The organism is Luteitalea sp. TBR-22 (assembly GCF_016865485.1).
Classification (GTDB): domain Bacteria; phylum Acidobacteriota; class Vicinamibacteria; order Vicinamibacterales; family Vicinamibacteraceae; genus Luteitalea.
On sequence record NZ_AP024452.1, the window covers coordinates 4,785,323 to 4,804,570 of the forward strand.

A 19,248-nucleotide genomic window follows, 5' to 3' on the forward strand; every position below is an offset into this window, starting at 1 on the left:
CCGAAAGTAGCATGACCAACGCGTCAGTACCGGTCGACGCGCTCCGACCACGTGTCGCCCAGGATCATCCGGGTCGGCCGGCCCGCCACTTCCTCGAACCGCACGATCTCGCCGACCGACTGGCCACCCCCGGGCGCCATGAGCCTGAAACGGCCGTCGCCGAGCGGCTCGAGCCTCACACGGGACTCGGCCGCAGGCGCCTGGGCCTGCAAGAGCACCAGCTGCTTGTTCAGGAGCACCACCTGGATGATGTCGTCGGAAAGGGGACTGCGATAGAGACCAGCAAAGCGGGCATAGGCGTCGTCCCACTGCGCGGTCGCCTTCGGCTGGGCCGCCTTCACCACGGCGGCCCCGACGGTGGCGAGCAGCTGGTCGGCGATGGCGCCAGGATTCGAGTCGTTGGTGTTGGTGAGCACCACCACGCCGATCTTGTCGTCGATTTGCGCGCGGGTCATCGTCGTGTTGCCGGGATATCCACCGCCGTGCCCCACGTAGGTGCGGCCCTTGACGCGCACGTGGTCGAAGCCCAGACCCGATCCGCTCTCCCAGTCCTCCTCCACCGACCGCACCCGCAGCGCCTCCCGCCAGGACCCGGCCGAAAGGACGTTGGCGCCGCCGGCCGGACCGCGCCTGAACTGGGCGGAGATGAACCTCGAGAGATCCGAGACGGTCGACGTCATGCCGGCGGCCGCGGCCATCGCGTGTGCGTCGACGAACGGCAGGATGCGCCGTGTGCCGGAGGCCGTGCGGCTGGCGTAGGGCGTCGCCAGGCCGGGGTCCGGCGTGTCGATGCTCGAGGAGGTCATGCCGAGCGGCGCGAGAATCCTGGCCTGCACGTAGTCGGCCCACCGCTGGCCGGTGATCTGCTCGACGACCATGCCGGCGATCGCGAACGCGAGATTGGAATACTTCCACCGCGTCTGCGGCGGGAACGTGGCCTTGCGGCCGGACATGAGCGCCCGCAACTCGGACTCGGTGGGAAAGCTGAGACTGGACCAGTGATCGCGGGCCTCACGCTGCAGGCCGCTGCTGTGCGACAGCAGCTGCTCGATGGTGATCGGGCCGTCGTCTGGCCCGGCCGGCGCCACGGCGAACCACGGCAGGTGCTTCACGACCGGGTCGTCGAGCCGCAGCTTGCCGGCCTCGCGCAGTTGCAGGATGGCGATGGCGGCAAAGAGCTTGGAGTTCGAGGCGATGCGGAAGCGCGTGTCGATGGTCATCGGCACCTGCTTCTCGACGTTCGCGAAGCCGTAGCCCTTCGACCACACGAGTTGCTGGTCGTGCACGACGCCCACCGCGACGCCCGGGAGTCCCCGATAAGCCATCTGGCCTTCCAGCCAGGCACTGAACAGGCGCACCGAGGCCTGCACGTCGGGGTTGTCGGCCAGGGACGTGGCTGGTGTGGCAGCCGGCTGGCCGAGTGCTGGTGCGGCCAGCAGCAGAATCAACGCGAAGGCGCGGTAAAGCATGTGGGTCTCCCTTGAATGGCTGAGCTTATCAGGAGACGCGTCTGCGGCCTGACCGTCGCGCAAGCGCGACGGCTACGTCCTTGGGCCGTGGGCCTTGGTCCTTGGGCCGTGGGCCGTGGGCCGTGGGCCGTGAGCCGTGAGCCGTAGGCGTCGGCCTTGGCCGACGCGCCGTAGGCCCTACCCCTCGAGCCCTGAGCCTGCAGTAGATTGATCCCATGCGTGCGCTGCTGGTGGAGGACGACCCGCGGATCGCCGAGTTCGTCGCCAATGGGCTGCGCGAGGCGGGCTTCGTCGTCGACGTGGCGGCCGAGGGCGACACGGGACTGCGGCTGGCGACGACCGGGACGCACGACGTCGCGGTCATCGACCTGATGCTGCCGCACCTCGACGGCCTCGGCCTCATCCAGCAGATGCGGACCCGCGGCGTGCAGACGCCGGTGCTGATCCTGTCGGCCAGGCACTCGGTGGACGACCGCGTGACCGGCCTGACGGCCGGAGGCGACGATTACCTCACCAAGCCGTTCGCGTTCCCCGAGCTGCTGGCGCGCGTCCACGCCCTGATCAGGCGCGCGACGCAGGCGCCGGTCACCACGCAGCTCGCGGTCGGCGACCTGCGCCTCGACCTGGTGAGCCGCACGGCGACGCGCGACGGCCGCGTCATCGAGCTCCGCCCGCGCGAGTTCACCCTGCTCGAGTTCCTGATGCGCCACGCCGGCCGTGTCGTCTCCAAGACGATGATCCTGTCGCACGTCTGGGACTACTCGTTCGATCCCGGGACCAACGTGGTCGACGTGCTCGTGTTCCGCCTCCGCGAGAAGGTCGACCGCGGCTTCGACACGAAGCTGATTCACACGGTGCGCGGGGTGGGCTATGTCCTCAAGGTGGCCTGACGCGCTGCGCGACGCCCTCGGCCTGCGCCTCGCGCTCTGGTACGCGGCCATCTTCGTCGCCAGCGCGCTGACGCTGGTGGCGCTCACCTACGTCCTGCTGTCGGCGTCGCTGCGCCGCTACGACCGCGACACCATCGAGACCACCCTCGTGCAGTACGGGCGCGCCTACATGGTCGGCGGCGTGGAGGAACTGGCCCGCGAACTGCGCGAGGGCAATGTCGCGGCCACGCCAGGCCCGCTGTTGGTCCGGCTGATCGGACCCGGGCAGCAACTGACGTTCTTCAGCATGCCGCAGCAGTGGCGGCGATTCGACCTCTCGCAGCTGGACACGCCCCGCTTCAGCGGCGAGCAGACCTGGACCACGCTCGACCCGGGCGACGGCGGCGACGAGCTCGAGGTCGCGTCGGTGCGCCTGCCCGACGGCACGCTCCTGCAGGTGGGTCGGAGCACCGATCGCCGGCGCGAGCTCCTCAGGCTGTTCCGCCTGGTGCTGCTGGTGGACGTGGCCGTGGTGCTGGTGACGGCCCTGGCCGGCGGCCTGCTGATCACCCGCTCCGGGCTGCAGCCGGTGCGCGCGTTGCGCGACACGGTGCGCGGCATCGTGGAGACGGGCCGCACGGATGCGCGCGTCCCGCCGTCGAAGGGCGGCGACACGCTCGGCGAGCTCGGCAGCCTCGTCAACGCGATGCTGGACCGCATCGATCGCGTCGTCGGCGGCATGCGCGGCGCCCTCGACAACGTCGCCCACGACCTGCGGACGCCGCTCACGCGGCTGCGTGGCATCGCCGAGGAGGCGCTCGCGTCCGGGGACCCGGAGCGGCAGCGCATCGCCCTCGCCGAGTGCGTTGAGGAGGCCGATCGCGTCAACGCGATGCTGCACTCGCTCATGGACATCTCTGAGGCCGAGACCGGGACGATGGCGCTCAGGCGTGAGCCGGTGCCGCTGGCCGAGCTCGTGCGGCAGACGGTGGACATGTACGAGGACGCGGCCGAGGATGGCCGCATCGCCATCGCGACGCACGTCGAGCCGGCGCTCGTGGTGCCGGTGGATCGCACGCGCATGCGCCAGGTGCTGGCCAACCTGCTCGACAACGCCATCAAGTACAGCCCCGAGGATGGCCACATCGTCATCCGCGCCTCCGAGGCCGACGGACGTGCGGTGCTGACGGTCGAGGACGACGGCCCGGGCATCCCCGCCGACGAACTGCCGCGCGTGTGGGAGCGCCTGTACCGCGGCGACCGCAGCCGCAGCACGCGTGGCCTCGGGCTCGGCCTCAGCCTCGTCAAGGCCATCGTCGAGGCACACGGCGGCAGCGTCGGCGTCGAGTCCGCGGTCGGTGCCGGCAGCCGCTTCGAGATCCGCCTGCCCCTCACGTCGTCGGCTGCGGCGAGATCCTGAACGTCCAGCGACCGGCCCCCAGCCCCGGTCGCGATCACCTTTCACCGATGTAATCGGCGTGTCAGGGTCGGGTAATCCGGCCGTCGTCTAACCGTGCAGGGGGACGCGGGATGCGTCCCTGTCGACGACATCCGCGGGCCCCCGGCTCGCGCACGGAGGACATACGACGATGACTTCTGATTACGGCACCCTCGGCCGGAAGGGCGCGGCGGCTGGCGCCGTGCTGCTCACCGGCGTCCTTCTCGGTTACACGGCCGCCCCGGACGCCAAGGGCACCACACCTGCCCCGGTGGCGGCGGCCCGCGAGGCCGTCACGCGCACGCTCGGCCCCGCCACCCACTCCTACGCCAACGTGGTCGAGGCGGTCACGCCTGCGGTCGTGACGGTGCGCTCGGAGCGACGCATCAGGCAGGTCAGCCAGCCGATGCCCGACGACTGGCTCCGCGACTTCTTCGGCGGGCGCGGGCCGATGCCGCAACGGCCGGCGCCGAGGGCCGGCGGCCTCGGCTCCGGCGTCATTGTCCGCGCCGACGGGTACGTGCTCACCAATCACCACGTGATCGACGGCGCCGAGCAGGTGACGGTGGAACTCACCGACGGCCGCAGCTTCAAGGCCGACGTCGTCGGGTCGGACGCGGCGAGCGACCTCGCGGTGCTCAAGATCGCCGGCGCGACCAACCTGCGGACGCTGCCGCTCGGCAACTCCGATGCGGTCGCCGTCGGCGACGTCGTGCTGGCCGTGGGCAACCCGCTCGGCGTCGGCCAGACCGTCACGATGGGCATCGTCAGCGCCAAGGGCCGTGCCACCGGTGGCACCAGCTACGAGGACTTCATCCAGACCGACGCGCCGATCAACCAGGGCAACTCGGGCGGCCCGCTGGTCAACGTCGACGGCGAACTGGTGGGCATCAACTCGCAGATCCTGTCGCCCTCGGGCGGCAACATCGGCATCGGCTTCTCGATCCCGGCCAACATGGCGCGCAACGTCATGACGCAGTTGATCGAGACGGGCACGGTGCGGCGCGGCATGCTCGGCGTGACCATCCAGCCGGTCACCTCCGACATCGCGCGCAGCCTCGGCCTCGACACCGTCCGCGGCGCCCTCGTCAACGGCGTGCAGCCGGGCAGCCCGGCGGCGAAGGCGGGCCTGCGGCGCGGCGACGTGATCACGCGGGTGAACGGTGAGGACGTCAAGGACGGCAACGAGCTGCGCAACCGCGTCGCCCAGGTCCGCCCGGGCACGGCGCTGCCCCTCGAGGTGATCCGCGACGGCAAGCCGGCTTCGTACTCGGTGACCGTCGGCGAGTTGAAGACCACGACGACGGATGAGGCGCGACCCGACGCCGACACCGGCGCCGAACCCGACACGACCGGTTACGGGATGGGCGTGCAGGCGCTCACGCCGGAGCAGGCGCGTGAGCTCGACCTGCCGCCCGGCCGCGGCGTGCTGGTCCGGTCGGTGAACCCCGACGGCCGCGCCGCGGCGGCGGGGCTTCGAGAAGGCGACGTCATCGAGGAGGTGGACGGCGCACCGGTGTCGAGCGTCGACGGCCTGCGCAGCCGCCTCGGCAAGGGCGAGAAGCCGGCGCTGCTCCTGGTGCACCGCGGCGAGGCGACGGTGTTCCTCACCATCGAGCGGCTGTCGTAGGGGGCCGGCCTTCGTCATTCGGCCTTCGGCCGTCGTGAAGCCGGGCCGGGCAACCGGCCCGGCTTCATGTGCTAACGCCACAGGCGAACGGCGGGGTGGGACACCCCGCCCTACCTCTCGGCCGCGACCAGCTTCTCGAACGCGGCCTTCGACGCGATGGCGGTGCGCTTCAGCGCATCGCCATCGACCCATGCCGCGACGCCCTCGGTTGCCGACCGCGCCCGACGCTCGTGGAAGCCGAAGCCCTGCGCGTGCGCCCCCAGGAAGATGTCCACGGGCAGCGACTCGAGCAGCGCGAACGAGCGACGGTAGTCCGCTTCGATGCCCGGGTACGACGGGTTCTTCACCAGGCGCGTGCCCGGGTTCACGAACGTGCTGCCGGCGAACGCGACGCGCAGCGATCGTCCCGCCTCGTTGACGGTCGTCGTCCACGTCGTGGTGCCCGGCGTGTGGCCGGGGGTGTGACGGGCGGTCAAGGACACATCCCCCAACCTGAGCACGTGCCCATCGCCGATCACCTCGTCGGCGGTAACCGGCGGGAACTGGTACGCCGCATCGCGTCCCATCAGGTAGTCGGTCCTGCCGCCGCTGGCGAGGATGCCCTCGTCGCCGCGCATCACGACGACGCGCGCGCCGGTCGCCTGCTTCAGGGCCGCGAGGGTGCCGACATGATCGAAGTGCGCCTGTGTGGTGAGCAGCACCTTGACGTCGCGCGGCTTGAAGCCCAGGCGCTCGATGGACTGCAGGATGAGTCCCTCGTGCCCGGGCAGCCCGCCGTCGATGAGGATGTGCCCCTCGGGCGTGGCAAGCAGGTAGGACGCCAGTCCGAAGGTGCCGACGTAATGAATCGGCCCTGCGATGCGGACCGGCTCGGTGGGGCGCTTCCAGCCGTCGGGATCGTCCTGGGCGAACGCCGACGCGACACACGCGAACACGAGCACGCACCACCACAGCAGCGAAATCGAGCGACTCGGCATCCGGTCATTGTACGAAGGCGCGGGTCGCGGACGAGCGGCAGGAGGCAGCCACCCCGGCCTTTTTGGTAACGTCACCCCGACGTGGCCGACTCCCCTCCTCCCTCGCACCGCGACCGCCGGCAACGGTCCTGGCCGTGGGTGCTCGGAGTCGCCGCACGAGCCCTGCTGCTCTGCGCCCTCGTCCCGGGCGTCGCCCTGCTGCTCGGTGACCTCGCACCGGGCGACCCTCTCGCCGACGTCCGTCTCGACCCCTCCCTGAGCCCGGACGCGCTCGCCCGACTGCGCTCGACGTGGGGCATCGACGACCCGCTCCCCGTGCGCTACCTCCATTGGATCGGCGGCGCGTTCCAGGGCGATCTCGGCACGTCGTTCCGTCACCAGGCGCCGGTGTGGACGCTCGTGCAGCCGCGCATGGCCAACACCTTGCGGCTCACCGTGCCGGCGACGCTGCTGGCCTGGGCCGTCGGCGTCCCCCTCGGCATCTGGAGTGCCGCCTCGCGGCGCGGCCGCGTCGATCGCATCATCGGCGGCGCGACGGTCGTGCTGCTCGCGACGCCGGAACTGCTCCTGGCTCTCGGCCTCGTGGCGCTGGCGCTGGTCACCGGGTGGCTGCCCGTCGCCGGCATGCGGAGCGTCGAGGGCGACGCCGGGCCCGCCGACGCGCTCGCGCACCTCGTGCTGCCGGTCACGGTGCTGGCACTCGGCCTGCTGCCCACCGTGACCCGCCACGTGCGGAGCGCGATGCAGGAGGCACTGGCGTCGCCGTCGCTGGTCGCCGCGCGGGCCCGCGGCCTCCCGGCACGACGCGTGCTGTGGCGACATGCGCTGCCACTGGCCAGCGCGCCGCTGGCCACGCTGCTCGGGCTCTCGGCCGCGACGATCCTGAGCGCGTCGCTGGCCGTGGAAGCCGTCTTCGACTGGCCCGGTATGGGCACCCTGCTGCTCGAGGCCACGCTCGCGCACGACGGTCCCGTCGTGGCCGCGGTCACCACCCTGTCGTCGCTGCTGCTGTCGGCAGGCGTGCTCGCCGGGCACGCGCTCGGCGCCCTTGTCGATCCGCGCCTTTCGCGCGAGGACGCGTGATGAGGCCCCGTCTGCGGCGTGCGGCATGGGCACTCGCCCTGGTGCACGCGCTTGCCCTGCTCGCCGGACCGCTGGCGCCACACACGCCCCAGGAACAGCATCGCGACCACCCGGAGGCGCCCCCGACCCGCCTTCACTTCCGTGATGACGCGGGCCGGTGGCACGCGCGCCCGTTCGTGCATCCCCTGACGATCGCCGGCGCCACGCCGGGCCACTACGTCGAGGACCGCTCGGTGTCACTGCCGGTGCAGCTCATGGTCGACGGCCCGGCCTACACGCTGCTCGGCCGCTCGTGGCGCACGCACCTGATCGGGATCGAGAGCGACGGACCGCTGTACCTGCTCGGCACCGACGCGCTCGGACGCGACGTGCTCTCGCGCCTCGTGCACGGCGCTGCCTGGTCGCTGACCTCCGCGATGCTCGCCGTGACGCTCACGCTCGCCATTGCCGCCGCGGTCGGGGCGGTGGCCGGCATGGCCGGAGGCTGGCTCGACGTGCTGCTGATGGGCGTGGCCGACCTGCTGGCGACACTGCCGTGGATCTACCTGCTGCTCGCGCTGCGCGCCGTCCTGCCGCTCGACGCGCGCCCCGTCGTGTCGGTGGGGGCCACGGTGCTCGCGCTCGCGCTCGTCGGCTGGGTGCGGCCGGCACGGCTGGTGCGCACCGTGGTGGCGCGCAGCCGCGGCGACCTGCACGTGATGGCCGCACGCGGACTTGGCGCCTCCCGCCGACATGTCCTGCTGCGGCACGTGCTGCCGGCGACCGCCGGGGTCGTGCTGACACAGGCCGCCCTCCTCGCACCGCGCTTCATCGTCGCCGAGGTCACCCTGGCGTTCCTGGGCCTGGGTCCGGGTGAGCCGACGCCAAGCTGGGGCACCATGCTCGCCGACGCGCGCGCCACCGACCTCGCGGCGACCTGGTGGCTGCTCGCGCCGGCCGCGGCGCTGGTGCCCGTGTGCTACATCTACTACGCCCTCGCCGACGGCCTGCAGGCCCGGCTCGGCCGGATCGAGTAAGCGTGTCCGCACTTCTCTCCCCGCCTTCGCTGCCGCGACGACTCGCCGCGACGGCCCTGCTGGCCCTGGCCAGCGGGCTCGCGCTCCTCGCGCAGCCCGCCACCCGAGGCGCGGCGAGGCCAGGCCGCAGCGGCGGCTCGCTGGTGGTCGCCCTGCGCGCCGAGCCCCGCACGTTCAACCCGGTGCTGGCCGTCGACGGGCCGTCGAAGGAGATCGCCGGCCGCCTCCACGGCAGTCTGATTCGCATCAACCGCGCCACACTGCAGACCGAGCCCGAACTGGCGACCCGCTGGCGGATGTCGCCCGACGGCCGCCGGTTCACCCTCACGCTGCGCACGGGCGTGCGCTTCTCGGATGGCGAGCCCTTCGGCGTCGACGATGTGCTGTTCTCGTTCCGGGTGTACCTCGATCCGGCCGTCGGCGCGCCGCAGCGCGACCTGCTGATCGTCGGCGGCAGGCCGATCACCGTGTCGAGGGTCGACGACACCACGGTGCAGTTCGACCTCGCGCAGCCCTACGCTGCGGCCGAGCGCCTCTTCGACGGGTTCGCGATGCTCCCGAGGCACCGGCTCGAGAAGGCCTGGAAGGAGGGCCGCTTCACGTCCGCCTGGGGCCTCGACACGCCGCCGGGGGACGTGGTCGGCCTGGGACCGTTCCGCGCCGTGTCGCGGCTGCCCGGCGAGCGCGTCGTTCTCGAGCGCAACCCGCACTACTGGAAGGTCGATGCGCGTGGCACGCGGTTGCCCTACCTCGATCGCCTGATCCTGCTGGCCGTGCCTGGCGAGGACGCGCAGGTGGCGCGCTTCCTCGCGGGCGACACCCACGTGGTGGCGCGGCTGGCCGGGGAGCAGTACGCCGCGCTGGAACGTGGCGCGGGACGTGGCTACGCCGTGTGGAACGCCGGCGCCGGCCTCGAGCACACCTTCCTCTTCTTCAACCTCAACGACGTCGATGCGACGACGCTGCCGGCGGTGGCCGCCCGCCAGCGCTGGTTCCGCGACGTGCGCTTCCGCCGGGCCGTGTCGATGGCCATCGACCGGCCGGCCATCGTCCGGCTCGCCTACCGAGGCCGCGCGACGGCCCTGTGGGGACCGACGCCGCCCGGCTACGGCCCGTGGGTCAACGCGGCCATCCCGCAGCCGGCGCGATCGGCGCCCGAGGCGCAGCGCCTGCTCGCCGAGGCCGGCTTCCGCCGTGGCGCCAAAGGCGCCCTGGTGGACGGCAGCGGCACGCCCGTCACGTTCACCATCGCCACCAACACGTCCAACCCGCAGCGCGTGCGCATCGCCTCGCTGATCCAGGAGGACCTCGCGGCGATCGGCATCGGCGTGCAGGTGGCGCCGCTGGAGTTCCGCGCGCTCATCGACCGACTGACGCGATCGTTCGACTACGACACGGCCATCCTCAGCCTCGGCGGGTCGGACGCCGATCCGAACACGGAGGTGAACGTGTGGCTGTCGAGCGGGGCGAACCATCTCTGGCACCCGGCACAGGCCTCGCCCGCGACCCCGTGGGAGCGCGAGATCGACCGGCTGATGCGCCTGCAGGTGGGCACGCTCGATCGCCAGGCGCGCAAACGCGCGTTCGATCGCGTGCAGGCCATCGTGGCCGAGCAGTTGCCCCTCGTGCCACTGGCGAGTCCGCAGATCCTCGGCGCCACGCGGGCCGGACTGGCCAACGTGCGGCCCGCGGCCATCGAGCCGCACGTGCTCTGGAACGTCGACGAGCTGTTCTGGGAGACGCCGCGCCCGTGAGGATCGCGTCGACCTGGAGGCCGACGCCCACGAGTTCCGCGGCGATCGGTCCAGTCGTGGCGGCCGGCCGTCAGGCAGCCAGGTCAGCGACGCCCCTGCGTGCACCGGGTCAGAAGCGACGCGTGATCCCGAAGAGCGCCTGGTCGGCGGCGAAGTCACGGCGGACGTCGTTGGAGTCGCGGCTGTCGCGCGTGTAGCCGAGGCGCAGTTCCGTCATCGGGGTGATCGCGTGCCGCCACACGATCGTCGGCGTCCATCGGTGATCGCGCCGCAGCACATCCTCGTCGTTGATCTCGACCGTGCGCGAGGTGTAGAGCACGCGCCGGTACTTCAGCTCCAGTTCGAGGCGGCCCCGCCGCCCGAGGGGGACCACGTACTCGCCGCCCCACGTGAAGCGATCCCAGTCGTAGCGATTGCTGGCGGCGTGGTTGCGCTCGACACGGGCCTCGATGGTCCACTCGCGGCCCTGCCCGCCGCGGTGGGAGAACTCCGTGCCGACGTAGCGGTTCGACGCATCGCGTGCCGCATCGTCGTAGCGCCGTTCCCGCCACGCGGCGAGCACCCGAAGGCGGTTGCGCCTGGACAGGCGCAGGTTGAGCCGAGGCGTCACGTTGGCCTGGTTGGAGAGCTCCCGCTCCTCGGTGGTGCCCTTCAGCGACAGCTCGCCGATCACGTCCAGCTTGGCCCAGCGCCATGGCAGATCCTGCGTGACCTGCCCGCGTGCGTAGTGGCTCACGCGGTTCCAGCGGTCGGTCCCACCATAGCGATGCAGGCCCGTCTCGTACGTGAACTGGACGGACGGATCGGACGGGTCGTCGACGTACTGCACGCCGGTGCCGAGAATGACGCCGAACGCCTGATGGTTGGTCTCGTTCTGATCGATGTTGCTGTCGTAGGCGTTGCCGAAGCGGACCAGGCCGGACCACGACCGCGCCGTCGGCGGACGCTCCGGCGGACGGGGGCCCACCGGGCGTGCCGGTGCGCCTGCAACGGCGGGGCCGCGGTCGACGGGCTGGGCGCTGACGAGCGTGGGCAGCAACGCGAGGGCGAACGCGGCGGCGACCGCCGGCAGGTGGACACGAGTCGTCGTCACGGGTGGACCTCCAGCAGGCCAGGTGCGTCCTCGCCGAGGCGGCCTTCGCACATGGCGACGAGGGTGTCTGTCGTGTGCCCGCGCCCGGGCAGTTCGACGCTGAGCGCCGCAAGGCGCGCCAACGCCGCGGTCGTCCACGTCTCGACCACGGGCGCCGCCACGTCGGGCGCCTCTCGCAGGTAGCCGGCGACGAAGGCTTCCGCAGCCGACCGCAGCGATGACGGGTCGCCGGTGATGCGCAGGCCGAGTTCGAGCAGGTGCGCCGCGAGGTTGCCGACGTCGAGCCCGGCATCGCCGCGGGCGGCAAGATCGAAGTCGATCAGGTACATCCGATCGCCGTTCCAGATCAGGTGGTCGGGGTGCAGGTCGCGGTGCAGCAGCGCATCGGTCCGCGGCGGCAGTGCGAGCAGCCTGGTGGCGACCCTGGCGCGCACGGCCTCGAGTCGCGCCGCGAGGTCCGGCCGTGCCTGCGCGAGGCGCGCGAGGCGCGGCGCCAGGATGGCGATCTCGTCGGCCACGCCGTGGACACGCGGCACCGCGGCGCCGCTCGTGTGCAGGCGCCGCACCGAGGCGGCCGCGCGCTGCAGCCGCGGCGTCGCCTCGGCGTCGAAGGCCCACGTCGTCGCCGCCGTGCCCTCCACTCGCGCCTGCAGCCACAGGGACAGGTCGGGCAGGACGCCGATCGGTTGTGGCACCGACGCGCCGTGGTCGCTGCCGGGCCCGAACCCGTCACGCCAGAGGTGCGTCATCAGCGAGGCCGTGGCGAGGTCGGCGCCGCGGGCGCGCAGCTTGCCGATCACCGTCACGACGTGGTCGGGGCGGGGGGGCACGCCGGCCAGGTCGTACTCGAGCAGGCAACGGCGACCCGCCTTGTGCCGCACCACGCGGATGTCGCAGACGCGCACGTAGCGCCACCCCTGGCCCAGGCTGGCGCCGATGGCGCGTTCGACCGTGCGCGGCGTCATGGCAGGCGCCAGCGACGGCAGTTGCTCGTCGGCGATGCGACGCACCGGCACGGCGGGCGTGCGCGATCGCCACCTCGCCGCGTCGGCCCAGTGCCGCGCCAGCCGCAGGAGGGAGGCGGTCGCGCCGGGCCAGTCCTGGTGCCGGGTGCGGAACGGCTCCGGGGCGCGACGCAACAGGTGCGCAGCGGTCCACGCGTCGAGCGCCACCGGCACCTGCCCTGCCTCGCGGGCGTAGCCGTCCACCACGGCGTCACACAGCGCGTCGACGCCCGGCAGGGTGCCGGGCGACAGCGTGGCAGCGGCGAGGAGGCTCGCAAGGAAGGCGCCCAGGTCGGCGCCGGCGGCGCCGCGACATGCCTCGTCGAGATCCACGAAGGCGATGCCCGCAGGGCGGGCGAGGACCTGGGCCGCGTGAAGGTCGCCGTGCAGGGGCACCGACGGGACGGGCACCCGGAGCAACACGGCGAGTCGCGCCGCGAGGTCGCGAGCGGCCGGGCCGAGATCGGGAGCGAGCGCGCCCACCAGGCCCGCGGCCGCCTCGATGGCGGCCCGGTCATCGGGGAATCGGCGGTCCGGCAGCTGCGTGTCGTGCGAGCCGTGCCAGCGGGCGATCGTCCGTCCGACCTCACCGGCCAGGCCGGCCTCGAGACCGTCGGCCCACAGGCGGTCGAGCGGCACACCGTCGACCCAGGAGGTCACGCAGGCGCCCTGCGACGGCCGCGCCCCGAGCCGTGTCGGCACCGTCAGGCCGACCGGGGCGGCCAGGTGTACCGGCAGGGCCACGCCCCGCGCATGCAGGCGAAGCACCGCCGAGAGCCGGTCCCCTGATCGCAGCGCGGCCACGAAGCGTCGCTCGGGCTTGTAGGCCAGCGGCTCGAGGGAGGCGTCCCAGAGGTCGGGCCTCGACGGCACCACGCGCTTCAGCAGCGAGCGCCGGGACGCACTGGCGGCCACCGCCGGCAACGCGCGCACCTTCTGGTCGTTCGGATGCGCGGCGAGTGCGATGCCGAGCTCCGGCAGCACCAGGCGCGCGAACCCGAAGGCGGGCGCCACGACCTCGCGACTGCCCGGCTTGTGCAGCTTGGCCGCGTGCCGGTCGCCGGAGACATGCGCCAGGGCCTTGGCGTGCAGCACCTCCACCCGGCCATCGACCCGCACCTCGTAGGCGACCAGGGCGTTGGTGCCCGGCTTGTAGCGGACGTAGCGCGGTGTCACCGCCTCCACGTGGCCGCTGGCGACCTCGTGCAGCAGGTCCTGCACGGCCGGCGCGTCGAGGAGCAACGCGAGCCCGGGCAGGGTGGCATCCCGCGCGACCAGATCCCGATCAGCGCGCGACAGCATCGACGGCCTCCCTGTCCTGCGACCTGGAGCGACGTCCGCGCGCCCCGGATAGCGCCGCGAACCGCCCGCCGGCAGTACGGAGTTCCGCCGGGGGGCCCACCTCGACCACGCGCCCGCCGTCCACCACCAGTACGATGTCGGCGTCCATCGCCAGGGCGAGGTCATGGGTGACCACCAGCGTGGTCCGCCCGCGTGACACCTCCCGCAGCGCGCCACGCACCAGGCGCGCGTGTTCCTCGTCGAGGCCCGTGGTGGGTTCGTCGAGCACCAGGAACGGCGTCTGCCTGACGGCGGCGCGGGCCAGCGCCACGCGCTGCCGCTGTCCGGCCGACAGCGTCGCACCGCGCTCGCCGACGATCGTCGCGTAGCCCTGTGGCAGGTGCTCGATGAAGCCGTGGGCACCAGCGCGACGCGCCGCGTCCGCGATCGCCGCGTCCGACACACCGGGCGCCCCGTAGGCGATGTTCTCGCGCACCGACGTGGCAAACAGCACGGTGTCCTGCACGAGGCAGGTGATCTGCCGCCGCAGCGAGGCCACGGTGAGGTCGCGGACGTCGAGACCGTCGACCAGCACGCGCCCGCCGGTCACGTCGTGGAAGCGCGCGAGCAGGCTGACGATCGTCGACTTGCCCGCGCCCGACGGTCCGACGATGGCGACCAGTTGTCCTGGCGCGACATCGAGATCGACACCGTCGAGGACCGGATGACCCGGCACGTACGCGAAGCGCACGTCCTCGAAGCGCACGCGTCCCGACAGGGGCGGCGCCGCCACCGCGCCGGGGGCGTCCACCACGTCGGGCGCCGTGTCGAGCAGGTCCACCACGCGCTCGGCGGCCGCGGCGGCCTTGGCGAGGCGGCTGGCGTACTTGGCGAAGTCGCGCACCGGCTTGAAGGCGTTCTTGAGGTACGCGAGGAACACGATCAGGTCGCCGGCCGACATCGCCTGTTGCGCGACCAGTCCGGCGCCCATCCACAGCACGCCCGCCGTGGCAATCGCCACCAGCACGTCGACCGTGCGTTCGAGGCGGGCCTCGAGCCGAGCCACCCGCGCGCCGTCGCCGTGGCTACGGGTGTTCTGAACGCGGAACGCCTCCCCGAAGGCGCCCTCGAGACCCAGCGCACGCACGGTGCGGATGCCGCCGATGGACTCGGCGGTCCGGCGCGCGAGCGAGCCCTCGCGCTTGCGCTGCGCACGCGCGCCCTCCCGGATCCGGCGCCCGAGGCGGACCGTCGAGAGCGCGAGCGCCGGCACGACTGCCGCGGCCACCAGGCCGAGCTGCCACTGCATGGCACTCATCACCAGGAGCATCGCGACGAGCAGGACGAGGTTGCCGGCCAGGGGGAAGAGCGCCGACACCATCACGTCCTTGAGCAGGTTGACGTCGGCGATGACCCTCACGATCAGGTCGCCGCTGCCGGCCGTCGCGTGGAAGGTCAGCGACAGCCGCTGCAGGTGCGCGAACAGCGCGGCCCGGACGTCGGTGATGACACGCGTGCCGGCGATCGACAGGCCGACCGCCGACCCGTACGCCGCAGCGCCGCGTGCCACGGCGATGGCCACCACGGCGAGTGCCGCGGCCGGCACCACCAGGCGCGGGTCGAGCCAGGCCATCGGGTCGGACGGGCGGAGGCGCCGCGGGTCGAGCACGTGATCGACGACGAACTTCAGCGGCCAGGGCTCGACCAGGCGCAGCGCGACGTCGGCCGCCAGTGACAGCGCCGAGGTGGCCAGCAACCCTCGCTGCTGCCGCAGCAGGGGCGCGAAGCGCTGCAGGCTGCGCGCCAGCGATCGGGCGGCATCAGTGCGAGTTCGCGGCGACATCGCGCACCTCCGCGGCGTCAACCCTCGGCAATCGGTGATCGGCCGTCGAGAACGACGCCGTGGGCACCGTCGTGGCGCGTGGCGCCCGGCGGGCGGCAGACGCGCGGGCCAGTTCACGCACGCGGGCCACCGTGCCCGCCCAGGTGTGCTCGGCCAGCACGCGGGCCCGCGCCAGCTCGCCCATCCGGGCACGAGCCACCGGTGCGGAACACAGCGTCTCGAGCGCCACTGCCAGTGCCTCGGCGTCGCCGGGCGGCACGACGATGCCGGCCCCGTCGCGCAGCAGCAACGGCAACTGACCGACCGACGAACCCACGACGGCGCGGCCGGCGGCCATGTACTCGAATGCCTTCAGCGGCGAGAAGTAGCACTCGTCGCGGCTGGCGTACGGCACCACGCCGATGTCCATCGACGCGAGCCAGGCCGGCACGTCGGCCGGGCTGACCGCACCCGCCCAGGTCACCAGGTGCGCCAGGCCGAGTCCGGCCAGTCGCGCCTCGAGTGCGGGGCGCCCGGGCCCATCCCCGACGATGAGCAGCCGGCACAGGGCGCCGCGACGCCGGGCGACCGCGAACGCGTCCACGAGCACGTCCAGCCCGTGCCAGGGCTTGAGCGTGCCGAGGAAGCCGATGGTGACCAGGCCCGGCGCCTCCGGAAGGGCGGGCGCAGGACGTCCCGCGAAGCGCGTGGGATCGACGGCGTTGGGCTGGACGTGCACGCGCTCGCGCGCCACGCCCTCGCCGACCAGCCAGTCGCCGAGCACGTCCGACACGGGCAGCACGACGTCGGCGGCGTGGAACGCCCGGCGCATCATGCGCGCCGCGACGTCGTGCAGCCGCAGGGACCTGTGCTGCAGCTGCTCGCGCAGCAGCGGCGCGTTCACCTCGAGCAGGCCGGGAATGCCGACCGCACGCGCGAACTCCATCGCGCCGCAACTCCAGAGGGCATGCCGCTCGTACACCGCGTCGAAGGGGCCGCAGGCCGCCAGGTGTGCGGCCAGGCCCCGATTGCGCGCGATGGCCGATCGCTCCCTCGCCAGCACGGGATCGACGGCGGCCCGCGACGCCCCCGATCGCGACTCGACGAGCCGGTGCACCGGGATGACGCCCAGATCCGCGGGAGCGTCGGCGCCGAGGCGCGTCGCGAAGAGCGTCACGTGGATGCCATCGTGCAGGCAGGCGCGAATGAACTCCTGCACGTGCACCGAGCACCCCTTGGTGCCGAAGACGGGCACGCCGCCGTCGGCGCAGACATAGGCCAGGCGCCTCATGCCCCCACCGCCTGCCACGATGCACCGGCCCGGCCACGATCGGCCGACTCGGCGAACAACGCCCTGACGCGGGCGGCATTGCGATGGGCGTCGAAGTCCTGCTCGATCCGCCGACGCGCGCGGGCGGCGACCGCATGCGCGGTCTCGGGCCGCGCCAGCACGCGCTGCAGGACATCGGCGAGATCGACGGCATCCCCCTGCCGCACCATCCACCCCGTGTCGCCGTTGGCAATCACCTCCGGGATCCCGGTGACGTCGGTCGACACGCACGGCGTCCCCGACGCCATCGCCTCGAGCAGCGTCGTCGGGAGGCCGTCGCGGTTGCCGTCCTCCCCGACCAGGCAAGGGGCGGCGAACACGGACGCCGCGGCGATTGCCGCCGCCACGTCCCGCTGGGGCCGGGCGCCCAGCATCCGCACGCGAGCCTCGACGCCGCGGGCGCGGATGCGGGCCCGCAAGGCGTCCTCGAGCTCGCCGGTGCCGATCAGGTCACACGTGTACGCGACGCCGCGGGCGCCGAGCTCGGCGCAGGCGTCCACGAGGACCTCGAAGCCCTTCTTCTCGACCAGCCGGCCGACCGCCACGATGTGGCCGGCGGTCCGCGCCGTGCCGACCGGGAACCGTGCCAGGTCGAGCCCGTTGTAGATCCGGACGACGCGCGCGGCGTCCGCACCGAACGTGTCGCGCAGGTAGGCCAGGTTGAACTCGCTCACCGTGACGACCGCCGACGCGTCGCGCAGCCGCGCCGCCAGTTCCTGCCGGCACACGCTCTCGTGGAAGATGTCCTTGGCGTGCGCCGTGAAGGAGTACGTGATGCCGGTCAGCGCGGCGACCAGTCGCGCCACGGCCGCCGGCAGGGTCGCGAAGTGGGCGTGCAGGTGGCCGATGCCGCGGTCGCGGACCAGCCGGGCCAGTTGCAGCGCCTGGAACACGTCACGCGCGTCGGCGCCGCGCATTGCCGCGGCGCGAGCCCACAGCCCCGGCCAGGCCTCGGCGGCACGCTGCCACGCCGCCCAGAGGTCGGCGGCGCGGGCGCCCTCGCCGTCCAGGTAGTGCACCGGTGCACGCACCTGCGCCAGGGCGTCCTGGAAGTGCGTGTCGCAGGGCGGACGCAGGGAGATGATGTCGAGGTCGAGGCCGGCCGCCTCGTGGGCGAGGATCTCGGTGACGATGAAGGTCTCCGAGTAGCGTGGGTAGCGCTTGACGACGTAGCCGACGCGGGTCGAATCAGCAGGACGCATTGACGGCACTCCGGGGAGCAGGCAGGGCGACGGGGGCGAGCGGCAGCCGCGCGGACGGGCAGCCACCAACGAGGTCGAGCAGCAACTGGGGAATCCGGCGCAGGCCGTCGAGGTCCAGCCGATGCGCGGGGCGCGGCGGGAGGTGGCGTCGCGACAGCCAGCCGGCGACGGCTGCCGGGGTCAGTTCCGCCGGCAGGAGCATGTCCACGAGGCCGAGGTCGCGCAGGCGCGTCGCCCGCACGAGCTGCTCGAGCCGCGGCGCCACGCGTGGCACGACGAGGGCGCGCGACCGGTACGACAGGACCTCGTTGACCGTGTTGTAGCCGCCCATGCACACCACGGCCTCGGCCCTGGCGATCAGCGCGGTCGGCTCATCGACGAAGGCATGGACGGTGAGGGTCGGGTCCGCGGCGGCGAGTCCCTCCAGCGTGCTACGCAGGTCGGCCGGCATGAACGGGCCGGTCACCAGCACGCGCTGCAGGCCGTCGGCCATCCGGGCCCGGGCAAACGCGTCAGCGACCTCGAACCCGTCCTGGCCGCCACCGACCAGGCACAACGCGAACGGCGCGCCGGGGACGGCGACCTCCTGCCGCGGGCGCGGCGCCATCGTCCTGTCCAGGTAGCCGACGTATCGGGCCTTGGCCGCCACCTCCGGGCCGAGGTCGTACTCGACGACCGGATCGAGCAGCCGCGGGTCGCCGTAGATCCACACGGCGTCGTACCAGGCGGCGATCGCGGCGCGGTTGCCGCGCGTGTGCCACTCCTGGCGCACCGCCGCGGCGTCGTCGAGCACGTCGCGCAGGCCGAGCACGCACCTGGTGCGCCCCTCGCGCCGCAGCCGCACGAGCGTGCGCTCGAGCTCGCCGCAGGCGCCGCGCGGCACGTTGTCGACCACGAGGACGTCGGGGCGGAACGAGGCGATGACGCTGTCGATGGCGCGCGAGCGCAGCTCGATCAGCTCCCGAAGCGTGACGTCGAGCGAGCGGGCGTCGTACTGCCCGCCGAGTTCCTTGCGCAGTCCCGGGAGCGTCACGCAATCGACGCCGGGCGGCATCGCGAGCGCGCCGGCCTCGCGGGCGCCGCAGATCAGCAGCGTCGACGCGTCGAAGTCGGCCTCGGCCACGCCGCGCGCGATCGCCAGGTTGCGCCGGACGTGGCCCAACCCCATCGTGTCGTGCGAGTACAGGACGATGCGGGTGGCCGGCGCGAGCCGGGGGCCTGGACGCGGCAACGCGTCCCGCAGGTGAGCCATCGGTTGTCCTCCTGCCCCATGAGGGGCG

The 19,248-nt window shown here is 72.9% G+C and carries 14 protein-coding genes; 6 read left to right on the forward strand and 8 right to left on the reverse strand.

Translation table 11 applies throughout. The features are described from left to right. Positions 1-23 precede the first annotated feature (23 nt). Positions 24-1,469 (reverse strand): serine hydrolase, encoded by a 1,446-nt coding sequence (locus tag TBR22_RS20100; protein WP_239489616.1) that lies wholly within the window; start codon positions 1,467-1,469, stop codon positions 24-26. A gap of 215 nt (positions 1,470-1,684) precedes the next feature. Between TBR22_RS20100 and TBR22_RS20105 the strand changes: the two genes are divergently transcribed. The 3 genes from TBR22_RS20105 to TBR22_RS20115 all read left to right on the forward strand — a co-directional run bounded on the left by TBR22_RS20105 (position 1,685) and on the right by TBR22_RS20115 (position 5,406). Continuing rightward, entirely contained in the window at positions 1,685-2,359 is a 675-nt protein-coding gene (locus tag TBR22_RS20105; protein ID WP_239489617.1) for a response regulator transcription factor, read from the forward strand. Next, positions 2,340-3,758, forward strand: a complete 1,419-nt coding sequence (locus TBR22_RS20110) for a HAMP domain-containing sensor histidine kinase (RefSeq protein WP_239489618.1) — start codon at positions 2,340-2,342, stop codon at positions 3,756-3,758. Before TBR22_RS20105 ends, TBR22_RS20110 begins: the two co-directional genes overlap by 20 nt. Before the next feature lie 169 nt (positions 3,759-3,927). Continuing rightward, entirely contained in the window at positions 3,928-5,406 is a 1,479-nt protein-coding gene (locus TBR22_RS20115) for a DegQ family serine endoprotease (protein WP_239489619.1), read from the forward strand. Positions 5,407-5,516: 110 nt separating this feature from the next. Here TBR22_RS20115 and bla read toward each other — a convergent pair whose 3' ends face one another. After that, entirely contained in the window at positions 5,517-6,383 is an 867-nt protein-coding gene (bla, locus tag TBR22_RS20120) for a subclass B3 metallo-beta-lactamase (protein ID WP_239489620.1), read from the reverse strand. 81 nt (positions 6,384-6,464) lie between these two features. On the opposite strand from bla, the gene TBR22_RS20125 reads away from it, so the two are divergent. From TBR22_RS20125 to TBR22_RS20135, 3 genes are read left to right on the forward strand one after another with little or no spacing between them, the layout of a single operon-like run. Beyond that, positions 6,465-7,466 (forward strand): ABC transporter permease, encoded by a 1,002-nt coding sequence (locus TBR22_RS20125; protein WP_239489621.1) that lies wholly within the window; start codon positions 6,465-6,467, stop codon positions 7,464-7,466. After that, positions 7,466-8,482 (forward strand): ABC transporter permease, encoded by a 1,017-nt coding sequence (locus TBR22_RS20130; protein ID WP_239489622.1) that lies wholly within the window; start codon positions 7,466-7,468, stop codon positions 8,480-8,482. The genes TBR22_RS20125 and TBR22_RS20130 overlap by 1 nt, the downstream gene beginning before the upstream one ends. A 2-nt stretch (positions 8,483-8,484) precedes the next feature. Then, positions 8,485-10,236 (forward strand): ABC transporter substrate-binding protein, encoded by a 1,752-nt coding sequence (locus TBR22_RS20135; RefSeq protein WP_239489623.1) that lies wholly within the window; start codon positions 8,485-8,487, stop codon positions 10,234-10,236. Positions 10,237-10,345: 109 nt separating this feature from the next. Here the strand turns inward: TBR22_RS20135 and TBR22_RS20140 are convergent, their stop codons facing one another. From TBR22_RS20140 to TBR22_RS20165, 6 genes are read right to left on the reverse strand one after another with little or no spacing between them, the layout of a single operon-like run. Further along, the gene (locus tag TBR22_RS20140) at positions 10,346-11,329 is read right to left on the reverse strand and encodes a hypothetical protein (RefSeq protein ID WP_239489624.1); all 984 of its coding nucleotides are present in this window, start codon (positions 11,327-11,329) and stop codon (positions 10,346-10,348) included. Beyond that, the gene (locus tag TBR22_RS20145) at positions 11,326-13,635 is read right to left on the reverse strand and encodes an aminoglycoside phosphotransferase family protein (protein ID WP_239489625.1); all 2,310 of its coding nucleotides are present in this window, start codon (positions 13,633-13,635) and stop codon (positions 11,326-11,328) included. The genes TBR22_RS20140 and TBR22_RS20145 overlap by 4 nt, the downstream gene beginning before the upstream one ends. After that, a complete protein-coding gene (locus tag TBR22_RS20150) occupies positions 13,619-15,457 on the reverse strand; it encodes an ABC transporter ATP-binding protein (RefSeq protein WP_239489626.1) in 1,839 nt (612 codons plus the stop codon). The genes TBR22_RS20145 and TBR22_RS20150 overlap by 17 nt, the downstream gene beginning before the upstream one ends. Then, entirely contained in the window at positions 15,435-16,727 is a 1,293-nt protein-coding gene (locus tag TBR22_RS20155; RefSeq protein ID WP_239489627.1) for a glycosyltransferase family 4 protein, read from the reverse strand. The genes TBR22_RS20150 and TBR22_RS20155 overlap by 23 nt, the downstream gene beginning before the upstream one ends. Then, complete coding sequence (locus TBR22_RS20160; RefSeq protein ID WP_239489628.1) at positions 16,724-17,968, reverse strand: glycosyltransferase family 4 protein; 1,245 nt, start codon at positions 17,966-17,968, stop codon at positions 16,724-16,726. The genes TBR22_RS20155 and TBR22_RS20160 overlap by 4 nt, the downstream gene beginning before the upstream one ends. After that, entirely contained in the window at positions 17,955-19,220 is a 1,266-nt protein-coding gene (locus TBR22_RS20165; RefSeq protein ID WP_239489629.1) for a glycosyltransferase family protein, read from the reverse strand. The genes TBR22_RS20160 and TBR22_RS20165 overlap by 14 nt, the downstream gene beginning before the upstream one ends. Between the last annotated feature and the right edge of the window lie 28 nt (positions 19,221-19,248).